The following is a 15,403-nucleotide window of genomic DNA, read 5'->3' as shown; positions in this document are numbered from 1 at the left end:
CAATGGCAGTCCGATTATCGTATAATGGACTATGTTAAGAGTGTAGTTTCACCATTAGAGACACGTGTTTGATATGCCACAGAGCATGGGCATGCTGGTTTGTAAAAAATTTAGAGATCTTGCCATTATTACTTGTCGATGGGTAGCATAACCCTCTTGCCTGTCACATTGTCTTTGCAACGTTGGCATAGTCTTGCATTGAGAATAGGCTGATGGCTACATCAAAAGAGGGTACCGTCTGCTTTTTTTTAAATAGATTTGATGGTTTTTAGCCTACTAGTTTTTATGCGACATCTCACCTCTTGCGCGGTGAGGGTAGTTCGATCAATAATGCAGACTGTAAGACACAAGAGTAATAATTTTGATCTGAAGAGCATCGGTGCGCGTAGCGCGCCGTTGACATTTTCGGGAGGGTTTATCGTTGGTTGTGGATGCAAGCAAAGAAGATTTGTTAATTGGGGTTTGTGGTGCTGGGGCTATGGGACGTGGAATAGTCCAAGTGGCCAGCGTGGGCGGCATTCGAGTCAAAGTCTTTGACATAAATAATGAGCAGCTCGAGGAAGCATTGAAGTTTATTGATAATATGCTTGGTAGGGCAGTTGAAAAAGGGCGTATGGAGGAAAAAGCCAGACAGGATGCTGTTTCGCGTATAGAGTTGGTTGGCGCCATATCAGACTTGAGTGATTGCGAGATAGTCATTGAGGCAGCGACTGAGAATTTAGAAATCAAAAAGAAAATTTTTGCTGAAATAGAAGATGTCGTATCAGACAGTACTATAATCGCAACAAATACCTCTTCATTGTCAGTGACAACTATCGCCTCAGCATGCAAGAGGCCAGAACGAATTGCCGGGTTCCATTTTTTCAACCCTGTTCCTTTGATGAAACTAGTCGAGGTGATCGACGGTGTATTAACAGAACCGTATGTTGGCGACCAGTTAATGGTTCTAGGATCTAGAATGACACGAGAGCCCGTCCGCCTAAAAGATGCGCCTGGTTTTCTCGTGAATCAGGTAGGTAGAGGCTACAATGTTGAGACGCAGCATTTGCAGGCAGAATGCGTAGGTGAGTTTGTTGAACTTGATCGAATTCTACGTGATGGCGCTGGTTTCCGGATGGGGCCATTTGAATTAATGGATTTGACAGGTCTTGATGTCACTCACCCAGCTTCAGAATTGATATATCGTCAATTTTTCGATGAACCAAGGTATAGGCCATCACCGGTCATGCAATCCCGAATGGAGGCCGGTATTCTTGGACGAAAGACAAGTCGTGGGTACTATGTTTACGAAAATGGAAAGAAGGTGGAGCCCGAAAGGGCAAGCATTCCAGAGTACGATGGTGGCCCGGTTTGGATTAGTAAAGCTGAGCCAGATGGGCACGCTGCGTTGAGCGATGTTGCAAGTAAGTGCGGTGCTAAAATAGTCACTGGCGATACCCCACCCGACGGAGCTTTAATTCTAGTTACTCCTGTTGGACAAGAGGTCACCCAGGCGGCAGTAGAGCAGGGGTTGGATGCTACCAGAACACTGGGTGTTGATTATCTTGTTGGGCTTGGGACGCACCGCACAGTCGTTAGTAATCCAGCAACAAGCCTTGAATATCGTGATAGAGCTCTTGGATTGCTGAATAATGATGGTGTCGGTGCTACGGCTGTACGAGATTGCCCGGCTTTCGTTTGTCAACGTGTGCTTGCTACTATCTGTAATATCGGCTGCCAGATCGCTCAGCTAGGTACAGCGGAGCCAGAGGATATAGACAAAGCAGTAGTGCTGGGATTGAATTATCCATCTGGTCCGCTGTCATTCGGTGAAACATTAGGACCAAAGAATATTTTAAAAATTCTTGAAGGACTTTACAGCTCGTATGGCGATCCGCGTTATCGGCCAAGCCCCTGGCTTCGGCGTCGCGCCATGCTCGGGCTATCGCTATTTGATAAAGAAATTTAATTTTTTGAAATACCTATAGAGAGGAAAATAATATGCTGGATGCTTACATTTATGACGGTAAACGAACTCCATTTGGCCGTTATAGTGGTTCGCTTTCGAGTGTGCGCCCCGATGATCTGCTTGGAAGTGTTATAAAAACCATTGTTGAGGAAAATCCGGTTAATCCAGATGATATTGATGATGTTTACGTCGGTTGTGGTAATCAAGGCGGAGAAGACTCTAGGTGTGTAGCTCGTCATGCAGCTCTATCAGCAGGCCTTCCTACCACAACTCCAGGTGTTGTTTTTCAGCGAAATTGCGCAAGCGGGCTTACAGCCATTTCTACGGCAGCTCAATCCATAACAGCTGGTGAAGGCGATTTCTTTATTGCTGGTGGTGTGGAGAGCATGAGCCGAGCCCCCTTTGTCGTTGGGAAAGCAGATACGGCCTTTAATCGTCAGTTTAACGTTTTTGATAGCACTATTGGATCGCGCTTCCCTAATAAAAAAATAGTCGATCAGTTTGGGGATGATAGCATGCCCCAGACAGCCGATAACTTGGCTGAGGAGTTTCAAATAACTAGGGAGGAGGCTGACTTATTTGCGCTTGCTTCACAAAACAAATATGAAGCGGCGGAAAAGGATGGTTTTTTTGCGGATGAAATTGATTCAGTAACATACGATGGCGGACGGAAGATTGGGGAAATAACAGTAAGTGATGATGAACATCCGCGTCGTGGTTCGACTATGGATGGGCTTTCAAGATTGCGAGAGCTTAATAAGGGGGGAGTTACCACAGCTGGCAATGCGTCCGGCGTAAATGATGGAGCTGTCGCTATGATTATTGGATCTCAGAAGTTAGGGGAACAAACCGGCATGAAACCTATTGCCCGTATATTAGCGAGCGCTTCAGCTGGAGTTGAGCCTCGCATAATGGGCTTTGGACCAGTGCCTGCTTCCCAGAAAGCTCTCCAGCGGGCTGGCCTAGAACTGAAAGACATGGATATAATTGAGATTAATGAAGCTTTCGCTGCACAAGTGCTGGCTTGTTTGCGGGGCTTCAACCTCGATCTTGATGATAGCCGGGTGAACCCAAACGGCGGAGCAATAGCGCTTGGTCATCCTTTGGGTGCCTCCGGTCCTCGTATTGCTCTTACGGCGGCAAGAGAGTTGCACCGTCGGGATGGAAAATATGCGCTAGTAAGCCTTTGCGTTGGGGTTGGTCAGGGCGCAGCCATGATCATGGAGCGGTGCAATTAATAAACATTGTAGGACTTCCTCAATAGTCGGACTTTAAAGTCAATAAGGGGGTCAACCTTCAGTATTATTGAGGCACGGCTTCCTTTTCGGTTGAAGGATTAAGGTATTATGGCACAGAAATTTGTATGGGATGATGCGCTTCTTTTGGACGACCAATTATCTGAAGAGGAACGCCAAATTCGAGACTCCATAGCTAGTTTTGCACAGGCTGAATTAATGCCCCGTATTCTAGACTGGAATAGAGAGGAAACGTTTGACCCCGATATAATGAAAGAATTCGGGTCTCTAGGAATACTCGGCGCGACCATACCGGACTACGGCTGTGCTGGTATTGGGCGCGTCGCTTACGGCTTGGCGTGCCGGGAGCTCGAAAGAGTTGATACCGCTTTCCGGTCCGCTGTAGGAGTGCAAACTGGGTTAGCGATGTCTGCTATATATGATTTTGGATCTGCTGAGCAAAAAGACCGGTTTCTACCGGGTATGCGGGAGGGAAGCTTAATAGGTTGTTTTGGACTGACTGAACCTGATCATGGGTCGGATGCTGGAGCACTGCAAACCCGAGCAAAAAGTTGTGATGGTGGTTATAAATTGAATGGCACAAAGGTTTGGATAACTCATTCACCCATCGCTAATCTATTGATTGTTTGGGCTCGGGATGATAGCGGCAGTATCGGTGGCTATATACTTGAACGGGGCATGAAGGGTTTAGAAACTCCAAAGATTGAGGGTAAGTTTGGCGTTAGAGCCTCTCCAACTGGTTTTATAATGATGGACGACGTGTTTGTGCCTGAGGAAAATCGTATGCCAAATGCGACTGGGCTTGGCGCCCCCCTAACTTGCTTAAATAACGCACGATTTGGTATTTGTTGGGGAGCCCTTGGGGCCGCTGAATTTTGTTGGCAGGCAACGCGCCAATACGTCATTGATCGCAAACAATTTGGCAGACCGCTGGCCGCAAATCAGATGATCCAAAGAAAACTCGCGGATATGCAGACTGAAATTTCTATTGGTCTGCAGGCGGTTCTTCGTGTTAGCCGACTGGCGGATGAGAGTAAAGCGTCTCCGGAAATGATTAGTCTTGTAAAACGCAACTCGACCGGGAAAGCTTTAGAGGTGGTTCGGCACTGTCGAGATATGCATGGCGGAAACGGTATCATTGACGAGTATCATATTATTCGTCATTTAGGAAACATGGAAGCCATCAATACCTTAGAAGGAACCGCAGATATTCATGCATTAATTCTTGGTCGCGCTCAAACTGGCATTCAAGCATTCACTGGTTAAGGCATTGCTTGTTTCTTCATTGATCCGGGTAATTCGGTCTTACCGCAAACTATATGCTTAGGGAGCTGGTAGACCCTCAATCATTACATTGAGGCAGGCTGGCATACCACTCGTAAGGGCATTTCCCAGTGCATGGTTAAGGTCGGTAGAATCCTTGATTAGTGCACCGTGGCAACCTAAGCCTATAGCCGCCTGGTCGTACGGCGTTGGTCTTAAATCGCAGCCGTAGGCTCTTCGACTACCGTAATCGCGAAGCTGTATTTGGTATTCCGCATTCCAACGCGCATCATTGCCAATAATAGCTATAAAATTTGCACCGTAACGGGATGCAGTTTCGAATTCTGCAAAATGAAATCCGACTGTTCCATCGCCCATCAGGGCAACAACAGTAGACTCAGGTCGCGCGATTTTTGCTGCAAAGGCATAACAGAGGGCCCCGCCAATAGCCCCTGACGGCCCGTTGATTACTCGTGTGGGGCAATGGATTGTAGCTTGCGCCCACTGGCCAAATTCGCCACCATCAATGATGAGTATTGGATCATTGGCGTCATCTAAAATTGTTTGAATTGTTTCCCCTACTACTGCTGGATGGATACCTTCAGTGGTGTTCCTAGAGGTGGGACGATATGCAATAGCAGTATTAACTTCTTTGCGCCAAGCTTTGCGATTCGTTGGAGATTTTGTCTGGCACAAAGATTTCGCAAGGGCAGTGCTATTTGCAACGAACGCGGCGTTTATCTTGTTCCCGAGCATTTTCTCTGCTTTTTGCAGTTCTTCTTGATCCGGGTCTACGATTATAAATTGGCATTTCGGGGAAAAGATCGGCGGTTGGCCATTACCCAAAGTGAAATCGAGACGTTTCCCAATTAAAAGAATCAAATCTGATTTCACCAGCGTAGAGGCAAATTTTCCAAGAGACGGATCCTTGATCCCCCGAGGGCTCTCCATGTTGATAGTGGGAGCATCTAAAGCTTCTGACAAGATATCATGTAAGTTACCAGTGCGACTGGGATTGAGCATAGGTCCGGTGAGTACCATAGGAGTAACGGCGTTTTTGATGGCGTGGACAATTGTATCTATTACTTTAAGGGAGGGCTTTGTGCGTGTAGGTATAAAGACTTCTTGCCTACCTTTGGTAGTTTTGGTCGCTAAATTAGTCAAATTGTCAAAGGGAAGGGCCAAATGTACTGGACCAGGTCTTTCCGATTTCGCAATGCGAATACAATTGGCTATTTCTTTGCTGATTGTATCGACACTTTTGGACCGACAAGAGTATTTTGTAACAGGGGATGATGCACTGACTTGATCTAGCTCCTGAAAAGCATTTTTGCCGTCGGCAGCCTTGGGTGAGTCCCCACTTAGAAGTAAAACCGGGCTCTCTGCTAACTTGGCAGAGTAAAGGGGAGATAAAGAGTTGGCAAAACCTGGCCCAGCTGTTACCAGGGCTACTCCAATGTCTCCAGTTAGTTGCGCATAGGCATCTGCCATATAGGCAGCTGCCGCTTCGTGACGAACGTGGTAAATCGCGACCCCAGCATCAATGCATGCATCGAAGATTGGCATAATTTGATTGCCTGAAAGAGCAAATATATGTTTGACATTAGCATTGCGTAGCGTATTTACAACTAGTTCGGCTCCTCGCATCCGACCACTCCATAGGTTCAAATTATTAGTGCAAAGTCGTGCTACTTGTGTTGTGGTCGAATTTCTTAAAAAGCAGTCAAGCAATCCAAGAACGGCCACAGAAAAGCATTATAATATGGTAAAAGTAATGGGAAGAACTTTTTTAATTCGAGATAGGTCTCTAAATGTCTGACGATAATCAAACCGAGATCCCAGCGGAAAATTATCCGAAAATTGCTAATTATACCTTCGATTTAGAAGAGAAACTGACGAGCATCTTGGCCCTTCGGTCTCAAATGGGTTCCGACGCTTTTACTGCTGGGCACCTAGGTACCGAACGTGAGGGACACGGAGTTTTAATAAGTGACGATGGTTTGGTGCTTACAATTGGCTACCTTATTACCGAAGCCGATACCATATGGCTAGTTGATGCTACAGGCGTTGCAACTCCAGCTCACACGGTTGGCTACGACCAAGAAACTGGATTTGGCCTTGTGCAGGCGCTCGGAAAATTAACTGTGCCTCATCTGGCCCTAGGGGAGTCAAGTGCGTTACGTGTGGGTGATCCAATTATTATCGGGGGAAGTGGTGGAATAGAAAAATCTGTTGCTGCAAGTGTTGTCTCCAAACGCGAGTTTGCAGGTTACTGGGAATATGTTCTGGATGAAGGCATATTTACTGCGCCTGCGCATCCTTTCTGGGGTGGTTCTGGCGCAATCGACCGAGCAGGAAACTTAGTAGGCATAACTTCACTTTTCGTACAGCAAGCGACAGCAGAGGATACGCCTTTTCATGGGAACCTCATCGTGCCAATTGATTTATTCAAACCAATAATGGATGACCTAGTGCGGTATGGACGCGTGCAGAAGCCACCGAGACCTTGGCTCGGCATCATAATGAGCGAAATTCAAAATGCATTAGTTGTTGCTAGTATTAACGAACGGGGGCCAGCAAAAACTGCTGGTTTGGAGGTGGGCGATATTATTTTGGGTGTTAATGGAAACCAAGTTGACGATTTGACATCCCTCTTTCGCGGGATCTGGCGTGTCGGTCAAGCTGGTGTCAAGGTTCCATTGATTATTGTGCGTGATGGTGAGGTCATGGAGATAGGCGTACCATCTGTGGACCGCAATTCAATATTAAAATCCCCCAAAATACATTGATCAATGGGCAAATAAAGATAAGGAATTTCTATGAGTCAGCGCTTCTGATTTTTTCAGCGACCTGCTCCCCAAAAGCATCAGTAGATAACGGTCCCCCAAGGTCTGGTGTACGGGTATTTATGTTGGAGAGCTGCTCGTTAACAACCTTATCAATACGAGTTGATGCTTCTAAAAATTCAGGCCTATTCTGGCGAATTCCGAGCGTTTCAACAAGCATTGCCGCTGATAGGATCATCGCAGTTGGATTGGCAATATTTTGTCCGGCGATGTCGGGAGCCGCTCCATGCGCTGCCTGTGCCATAGCATGCTTATGCCCGGCATTAATAGAAGGGCCTAAACCCAATCCACCAGTTAATTCTGCTGCAAGATCAGAAAGAATATCTCCGAATAAATTAGTTGTGACTATAACATCAAAATGCGAAGGTTTTCGTACCAATAGTGCTGCCATAGCATCAACAAAATAATCCTCTACCTCAACTTTGTAATGGGATGCTACTTCCCTGCATACCTCCACAAAAAATCCATCTGACATTGTTAGAACATTTGACTTGTGAACGATGGAGAGCCGACCACGACGTTTGATTGCTAAATCGCATGCTTGACGTGCTATTCGTTCGGAACACTCTCGGGTTATGCGCCTTATAGATATAGCCATGTCTTCTGACGGCATGAATTCTCCGTTGCCTTTATGCATATTGCGAACTGCATAGAAACCTTCTGTATTCTCTCGGAATATTACGAGATCCATTTCATCCACAGCTGCTGGTACGCCTGGGCGAGTTTTAGATGGACGAATATTGGCGTATAGGTCTAAATCGCCCCGAAGCTTCGCTGATGGATTAATACCACCGTCAGCTGGATCGGGGTAAGCAGCGGTATCTGCGGGACCGAGGATAATACCGTCGGCTTCTACAGCTTTTTTCCAAGTGGAGTCTGGAATAGTCGATCCATTTTGGTCTAAACTCGCTAACCCGCTATCCGAAGTTTCAATTTCAAGTCCCAGATTAAACCGGTGGCTAGCGGCCTTTACAACTTTTTTTGTGGCCGAGATAATTTCTGGGCCTATTCCGTCTCCATCTAAAAAAATAATTTTCATAATATACCAACAATAGATTCCATTTTATTTGGTTTGAGGTGTAAGCGATTTTAAGCGGGTAGCAATATCTTCATCCCAGGTAATGTACCAGCCTTCTCCTTCATCGCACAGAATTAGGTCCTCATGGGTGCGGTTCTTTCGTTCCTTTGTATAATCCTGATAAGTAGTATAGCGGTATGTCTTAGATGTATATTCACTTCGTACCCATTGGCACCTACCGTTAAGTGTATCTACTTCGGGGCTCATTAAGGTGAGTTTGCCGGCATTTGTGTTATACGGATTAATCCAAGTCACTATCTGTCCAACGGGGCCGGACAGGATTTTGTTGAGGGCTAGGTCAATGTGTTTTGAATCTTGTTGCTCTGCATAATTAGCAACTAGGAAACCAGCACTTAAGCCGGCTAATCCAAGGCCGGCTGCACCCGCTGCTCCTCCGACAGAATAACCGTTGGTGGCTGCTACAATGCCAAACATTCCTGTAGACGCCAAACTTTTAGTTTTTTGAGTGGGGTCCGTATGTGATGATTGACAACTAGCCAAAAAAATTAGCAGCCCAAAGATAGCTATAATACGCGAACCAGTCCGTAGAACAAAGGGGCGTTCGTTGTAGAGTTGCCAAGGGATCAATCTAGGCAAAGGCTTCTGCCAACAATTCATAAGAGCGTTTCCTCGACTCAAAATCCGGGCATGCCGTGAGAACGAGAAATTCATTGTTCTTGTAAAGGTCACTTAATTCATTAATTTTCTTTTTGACGCTTTTTGGCGCTCCATAAATTGTTCTGGCGCGGCTTTCTAATACATATTTTCTCTCGGCATCCGTATATGGATAAGATAAAGACTCCTCGATAGTTGGAATTGGCGCAAGATGACCTTTATCTGCACGTAACCGAAATAAGTCCCTGGTAGACATAAGCCTATCAGCTTCTGTATCAGCTTCTGTATCAGTTTCCGCACATATCACAAAAATTCCTATATTTATTTTGGGCTCCTTAAGTAAATCTGTCCTTTGGAATTGATCGTTGTACGCTCGAGTTACTGTTTCTCCACCACAAGGTGTTATAAAATGTGCAAACGAGAAAGAAAGACCAAAATGAGCTGCGTAAGCAGCACTGTAATCACTTGAACCTAATAACCAAATTGGGGGTGATGATAGCGTATGGGGCCGTGCCCTCACTGTTTGAAATGGGTGTTCTTTTGGCAGTGAGTCTGTGAGAAAACCATGAAGATCTGCGACCATAGTGGGGAACTGCTCAGATTCAAGACCACCACCATATGCAAGTGCTCGGGCCGTTGGGTGATCACTACCCGGGGCACGACCAATTCCTAAGTCAATCCTACCCGAAAACATTGCTTCCAATGTACGAAAGTTTTCTGCTACCTTATAAGGACTGTAATGACTTAGCATTACCCCGCCAGAACCGACGCGTATGGTACTAGTTTCTGATGCAATACGGGCAATCAATACCTCGGGAGATGCCGAAGCAAGTCCGTTGGTACCGTGATGCTCGGCTAACCAGTATCTATGATAACTAAGACCTTCGGCAATTTTCGCTAATGCGATAGTTTCTTGTAAAGCGTCAACAGCAGTGGCATCAGGCCGTATCGGTGATTGGTCGAAGACACTTAACTTTATTTTTTCTTTCATGATCTCATTAGTCGATTTCATATGGCATGTTTTTAGTACCCGCAAATCCAAAAATATTATGGGTACTAGAAGAATTATAACCTTTTAATATTTTTTCTTTCGAAGTGAAATATGCAAGGCGTAGCCGACAGCGTATTATTATAAATTTATGATGGATGTTATATTATTTGTAGGGGTGTTTGTGCTTCAATTTGGAAGAGCAATGGGGCGTGCCTATTCAAGATAAGAATACGGTATTGCACTAACTTTATAGAGTGATGTATCGAGATTTTTTGGCGCTTAAAAGTACTGAGGTTATGAAAAATTTTGATGAAAAAAAAATTTACCCAAGACCCATATTTAGAGTCTGCACGGAACGCCTTCAGGCAGAATGAATTGGCACGGGCTGAGGATTTCATCAAGGCTTCTATCGAATCAAATTCGACCAACCCGATAGCGCATGCCTATTATGGGGAAATTCTCCTAGCCCTTGGTCGTCCGGAGGAGGCCGGTGATTCCTATCAATTAGCTACCGACATTTGCCCAAAAGAGGGAACATTTTGGCATGGATTGGGGTTAGCTAAATTTAGGGCAGGTTCCTTGGGCGCTGGCATAAATGCTTTGAGGCGCGCAATAGACCTTATGCCTGACAATCCAGAAGCACATAATAATCTCGGCAATTTACAAAAAGAATCAGGTAATCTGAGAGATGCAGTTTTCAGTTATCAGCGGGCTCTGGAGTTAAAACCGGACTTTGGTGAGGCGTTTGGAAACTTAGGAGTCGTCTTCTTAGGCCTTGGAGAACTGCTCGATGCAGAAAAAGCTTTATCTACAGCTGCGCAGTTAAGGCCGATGGATCCAGTGATTTTAACTAATCTCGGGTGTGTCTTCGCTGCTTTGGGCCGGATGACTGATGCAACACGGTGGCATAGGAAGGCACTTAAGTTAGATGCCAAAAATACTGCAGCACTGAATAATCTAGCAATCTCTTTGAAAGATAAGGGACAAATCAATAATGCCATTAAGGTGTATGACAGGCTGATAGAATTGGCCCCCCAGGACTTTTCTGCCCGATCGAATCGTTTGATGTGTTTGAACTATAGGGACTCCTGCGATGGCGTTACAATATTTCGTAGTCACAGGGAGTGGGAAGAAAAGCTTAAAAAACCGATTAAGTTATTTAGCCCCTCTAGTAAAACCTCTCGGGGCCCCTTAAAAGTTGGAATTGTCTCGCCGGATTTGTGGACTCATTCCGTCGCTAATTTTCTAATTCCTCTTTTCAAATATTATGACAGAGAGGAATTTCACCTTACATGTTACAGCGATACTCAAGTGCCGGACGCGACAACTGAAATGCTGAAGAGGTGCAGTAACTCTTGGCGTGAAATAAGAAATTTGGGCGATGAATTTGTCGCAAAGAGAATTAAATTAGACACCATAGACATTCTTATCGACCTGGCAGGCCATACTGGAAATAACCGATTGACACTATTTGCACGGCGAGCGGCGCCTATACAGATAAACTGGCTTGGCTATCCAACGACAACCGGATTGAGTCAGATGGACTTTCGCTTGACTGATGCTATTGCAGATCCCCCTGGATTAACTGAAGCATTTCATAGTGAAGTGTTAGTTCATCTTCAGCCATGTTTTTTATGTTATTCCCCACCTAATGAAATACCTTTATTAAAAGTAAAACATAGACCCGTCACTTTTGGTTCGTTTAACAATTTCGCGAAGTTAACAGAGAAAACTGTTCACTTGTGGGCTCAATTAATGAACAGGGTTCCCGCATCGCGGTTGGTGCTAAAGTCACGGCAATTTGCTGATCCTGTAGTGACAAAGGTAATTTACGATTTATTTGAAGGAAGAGGTATTGAGCAAACAAGAATTGAATTGGTGGGCAGAGTTCAAAGCCGACAGGCACACCTAGAATATTATAATGAGGTTGATATTGCATTAGATACCTTCCCATACAACGGTACCACCACAACATGTGAGGCACTGCTAATGGGGGTGCCAGTGGTGAGTAGGGCCGGGGGTCTGCATGCGGGGCGGGTTGGTGCAAGCTTGCTTTCTGCCATGGGGTGTATGCAATGGGTTGCCTCCAATGAAGAGGAGTTCCTAGATATTGCTGTTAGCTTGGTAAATGATCGTCCGTCTAAAAAGGCTTTACGTGCCGATTTTCTTGGATCACGATTATGCGATGGTTTGGGGTTTACGAATTCTTTTCAAACGACTTTGCAAAAATTATGGCAACAGCGTCATAATCCAAACGGTAAGATATAAGCGGATAAAAGCAGTTGCCAGCAGCATTCAGATATTATTGTGAGACGTGAGTTTTTATCAGCGTGTTTTGAAAGAAAATGTAAACGTGGAAGATAATTCACAAAAGTTTCAATCAGATGCCGAAATTAGAGGTTTTTTGCACGAACTATTTGATACGGCAATAGCAGCCGCAGATCCGGCGCGATGCCTGCCGGATCATCTTCCGGAACCACCTGCGGGACGCACCATTGTTGTCGGTGCAGGTAAGGCGGCGTCCAAAATGCTGGCTTGCATCGAGGGCCGGTGGCAGGGAGAATTGGAAGGTCTCGTTATTGTTCCTTATGGATACGGGCAAAAATGTGAAGGTGTGAGGATAGTAGAAGCCGGGCACCCAATTCCTGATTTGGCAGGAAATATTGCATCGAAACAAATTCTAGAGTTAGTAACTGGGGCTGGCGGGTGCGATCTCGTTATCTTTTTGATATCAGGAGGTGCCTCGTCTTTACTGAGTTTGCCGTTGTCTGGTTTGACCGCAAATGACAAAGCGCAAGTGCACAGCACACTTTTAAAAAGTGGCGCTGATATAACCGAAATCAATTGTGTGCGTAAGCATCTATCTGCTGTTAAAGGTGGAAGGCTTGCAATGGCGGCGGCACCCGCCCGCGTTGTAACATACTTGGTTTCTGACGTGCCAGGTGATGACCCCTCTGTCATAGGGTCAGGTCCTACAATTGCAAACAGCTCAAGTTGCCACGATGCTGCAAAAATTTTGGCTAAATATGATATTAATGAGCCGGAAATTGCGATTAAAATGCTCAAGGACGGCAAAGTTCTAGCACCCAGCCCCACGGCGTCTATCTTTTCTGATCAGTCATATCAGGTGATCGCGTCTCCTCAGCTTGCGCTAGAGGCGGCAGCTAATTTAGCTAAAACACGAGGAATTCAGCCTATAATTCTCGGCGATTCGATAGAGGGAGAAGCCAAAGAAGTTGCAAAAGCCATGGCAGGTATTGCTCAACAAGTCAGGAATTATGGCCAGCCACTGTTTCCACCGGCAGTGTTATTATCCGGTGGAGAAACAACTGTTACCGTCAATGGTAAAGGTGTGGGGGGTCGAAACAGTGAATTCCAATTAGCGCTTGCGCTCAAGCTACGTGGTGCCGAAGGTATTTTTTCTCTTGCTGCAGATACTGATGGTATTGATGGAAATGGAGAGAATGCAGGCGCATTTATAACCCCTGACACGCTTGAAAATGCGGCGTTAAATTCCATCGATGCGATGAATTACTTGAGGCAAAACAATTCAGCAGCATTTTTCCAAAAATTAAATGACCTATTTATAACTGGACCAACCCATACCAACGTGAACGATTTTCGCGCTATTCTCATTCTTCCAAAGTATTAGTGGCTATTCAGTCCTTAAGAAAACTGATATCAAAAAATTCTAGCGTTGGGCACTTTTTGGCACGTTACTTTTAAGATTAGAGTATTTCATCGCACGTTTCTGTACTTAGATCTAATTTATCGCCCACTTTTAATTCATAAGTGAACTGGTTGTCCTCCTCCTTTACACTCAAAAGTTCATGCCCGCAGGTCTCACAATAATGGCGTACATCCAAATAACTCATCGGATCAGTCGCCATCAGCGTTATACGGGTTCCAGGAACAAGTCCGCGTATTGATTTTTGAAGTTTCAACACAGGCATGGGGCATAGCAAGCCTGTGGCATCGATTTTAATCGAATCACAGGTCAATTTACTTTCAACATAATTTTGCCGAGGTGAGTTGCGCTTTCCATAAGTGCATGAGCTTCAGCGGCTTTTTCTAAGGGTATAATTTGTTTAACCATTGGTTTGATTGAGCCATCATTGACCTTTGGCCAAACGTTTTTGAGAAGTTGTTTCGCAATCTCTGCTTTGAATGTCTCTGGCCTACTTCTCAGCGTGGAGCCCGTGTATACCAGTCGCTTTAACATTATTGGCATGAGGTTAATTTCTAATTTTGAACCGAGGTTAAATGCCAATTGAACAATCTTTCCCTCATGTTTTGCAGCTTTAATATTTCTTTCAACATAGGGCCCACCAACGGTATCCAGAATAACATCTGCCCCGCCAGCTTCGCGAACTATCTCAACAAAATCTTCATTCTTGTAGTCAATGACTTTATCGGCCCCCAATTCTGCAGCAAAGGAGCACCGTTCATCTGGGCTATCAGTCGTGTATACTGTTGCGCCAAATGCTTTGCCAAGTTGAACTGCCGTGGAGCCAATTCCTCCCGATCCACCATGCACAAGGAATAGATCATTTGGTTTGAGAGTCACAACGCCCATGAAAAGATTGCTCCACACCGTGAAGAAGGTTTCGGGCAAGCTGGCAGCTTCAACAAGGTCCAATTGTTCTGGGACGGGTAAGAAGTGTGCCTCGTCAGCTGCTACGTATTGAGCATAACCGCCACCATTTGTGAGGCCACATACTTTGTCGCCAATAACCCATTGTGTTACATTTTCTCCAGTGGCCACAACTTCTCCTGCAACTTCGAGACCAAGCAAGTCTGTTGCACCCTTTGGTGGAGGGTAATGGCCTCGGCGTTGTACCAGATCAGGTCCATTTACGCCCGCAGCTGCAATTTTAATCAGAATTTCATGTTTTTTGGGTACTGGGACTTTACGAGTGGAGGGTTTCAACACATCAGGTTTCCCTGGCTCAGAAATTTCAATGGCAGCCATTAATAAAGGGATATCAGCAGTCATGGATTATACCTTTTAAACTATCTTTAATTGAATTTTGTAAAAGTGGGTTGCAGCAGGTTTGAACATTTTTCGATAAAATCCTGTCATGTTAACCATGCACTGCCGGATTACCAGATGCATGCCAATCTTCTATGCCACCTTGAAGACGGTAAATCGTGCCGGAATATCCTGATTGTATTAATTTTTCGGCTGCAAAGCCGCATCGGATACCACTTGCGCAATGAAGGATAATTTTTTTTCCATCATGATCTGGCAAAGCACTAAGGGCGAAACATGAAAGAGGTAACGAGTGCGATCTATCTATTCGTGCGATGGCGCGTTCCTCTGGTTCTCGCACATCGACTAGTATCGCTTCCTCATTATCTAACCATTGAAGGACAGTTTCCGAAGTAATAAATTGTTGCTGCATG

Annotated in this window: 13 protein-coding genes; 6 read left to right on the top strand and 7 right to left on the bottom strand. The window is 45.3% G+C overall.

Going from position 1 to position 15,403, the window contains the following annotated elements; translation table 11 throughout:
* Positions 1-427 precede the first annotated feature (427 nt).
* The 3 genes from VX941_10630 to VX941_10620 all read left to right on the top strand — a co-directional run bounded on the left by VX941_10630 (position 428) and on the right by VX941_10620 (position 4,470).
* Complete coding sequence (locus tag VX941_10630; protein ID MEE2933856.1) at positions 428-1,948, top strand: 3-hydroxyacyl-CoA dehydrogenase; 1,521 nt, start codon at positions 428-430, stop codon at positions 1,946-1,948.
* A gap of 32 nt (positions 1,949-1,980) precedes the next feature.
* Positions 1,981-3,186 carry a 3-oxoadipyl-CoA thiolase gene (locus tag VX941_10625; GenBank protein MEE2933855.1) on the top strand — a complete coding sequence of 402 codons (1,206 nt, stop codon included), beginning with the start codon at positions 1,981-1,983 and terminating at the stop codon, positions 3,184-3,186.
* A gap of 108 nt (positions 3,187-3,294) precedes the next feature.
* Positions 3,295-4,470 (top strand): acyl-CoA dehydrogenase, encoded by a 1,176-nt coding sequence (locus tag VX941_10620; protein MEE2933854.1) that lies wholly within the window; start codon positions 3,295-3,297, stop codon positions 4,468-4,470.
* A gap of 57 nt (positions 4,471-4,527) precedes the next feature.
* Here VX941_10620 and VX941_10615 read toward each other — a convergent pair whose 3' ends face one another.
* Positions 4,528-6,114 carry a thiamine pyrophosphate-binding protein gene (locus VX941_10615; protein ID MEE2933853.1) on the bottom strand — a complete coding sequence of 529 codons (1,587 nt, stop codon included), beginning with the start codon at positions 6,112-6,114 and terminating at the stop codon, positions 4,528-4,530.
* 164 nt (positions 6,115-6,278) lie between these two features.
* On the opposite strand from VX941_10615, the gene VX941_10610 reads away from it, so the two are divergent.
* Complete coding sequence (locus VX941_10610) at positions 6,279-7,256, top strand: S1C family serine protease (GenBank protein MEE2933852.1); 978 nt, start codon at positions 6,279-6,281, stop codon at positions 7,254-7,256.
* A gap of 28 nt (positions 7,257-7,284) precedes the next feature.
* On the opposite strand, the gene VX941_10605 is transcribed toward VX941_10610, so the two are convergent.
* The 3 genes from VX941_10605 to VX941_10595 are packed head-to-tail and all read right to left on the bottom strand — an operon-like array spanning position 7,285 to position 10,018.
* Positions 7,285-8,352: an isocitrate/isopropylmalate dehydrogenase family protein gene (locus VX941_10605; protein MEE2933851.1), complete on the bottom strand. Its 1,068-nt coding sequence runs from the start codon at positions 8,350-8,352 to the stop codon at positions 7,285-7,287.
* A 24-nt stretch (positions 8,353-8,376) separates the two neighbouring features.
* Complete coding sequence (locus VX941_10600) at positions 8,377-8,988, bottom strand: hypothetical protein (protein ID MEE2933850.1); 612 nt, start codon at positions 8,986-8,988, stop codon at positions 8,377-8,379.
* Entirely contained in the window at positions 8,981-10,018 is a 1,038-nt protein-coding gene (locus VX941_10595) for an LLM class flavin-dependent oxidoreductase (GenBank protein MEE2933849.1), read from the bottom strand. Before VX941_10595 ends, VX941_10600 begins: the two co-directional genes overlap by 8 nt.
* A gap of 288 nt (positions 10,019-10,306) precedes the next feature.
* On the opposite strand from VX941_10595, the gene VX941_10590 reads away from it, so the two are divergent.
* Positions 10,307-12,265, top strand: coding sequence for a tetratricopeptide repeat protein (locus tag VX941_10590; protein MEE2933848.1), 1,959 nt, complete (start codon positions 10,307-10,309; stop codon positions 12,263-12,265).
* Between the two features lie 85 nt (positions 12,266-12,350).
* Positions 12,351-13,649: a glycerate kinase gene (locus VX941_10585; protein MEE2933847.1), complete on the top strand. Its 1,299-nt coding sequence runs from the start codon at positions 12,351-12,353 to the stop codon at positions 13,647-13,649.
* Positions 13,650-13,725: 76 nt separating this feature from the next.
* Here the strand turns inward: VX941_10585 and VX941_10580 are convergent, their stop codons facing one another.
* The 3 genes from VX941_10580 to VX941_10570 form a co-directional block, all read right to left on the bottom strand.
* Positions 13,726-13,998 (bottom strand): sulfurtransferase TusA family protein, encoded by a 273-nt coding sequence (locus tag VX941_10580; protein ID MEE2933846.1) that lies wholly within the window; start codon positions 13,996-13,998, stop codon positions 13,726-13,728.
* Entirely contained in the window at positions 13,995-14,993 is a 999-nt protein-coding gene (locus VX941_10575) for an NAD(P)H-quinone oxidoreductase (protein ID MEE2933845.1), read from the bottom strand. Before VX941_10575 ends, VX941_10580 begins: the two co-directional genes overlap by 4 nt.
* A gap of 88 nt (positions 14,994-15,081) precedes the next feature.
* Complete coding sequence (locus VX941_10570) at positions 15,082-15,402, bottom strand: rhodanese-like domain-containing protein (GenBank protein MEE2933844.1); 321 nt, start codon at positions 15,400-15,402, stop codon at positions 15,082-15,084.
* Between the last annotated feature and the right edge of the window lies 1 nt (position 15,403).

This window comes from Pseudomonadota bacterium (assembly GCA_036339585.1).
Classification (GTDB): domain Bacteria; phylum Pseudomonadota; class Alphaproteobacteria; order UBA8366; family UBA8366; genus UBA8366.
This window is presented reverse-complemented; position numbering and strand designations above follow the sequence as displayed.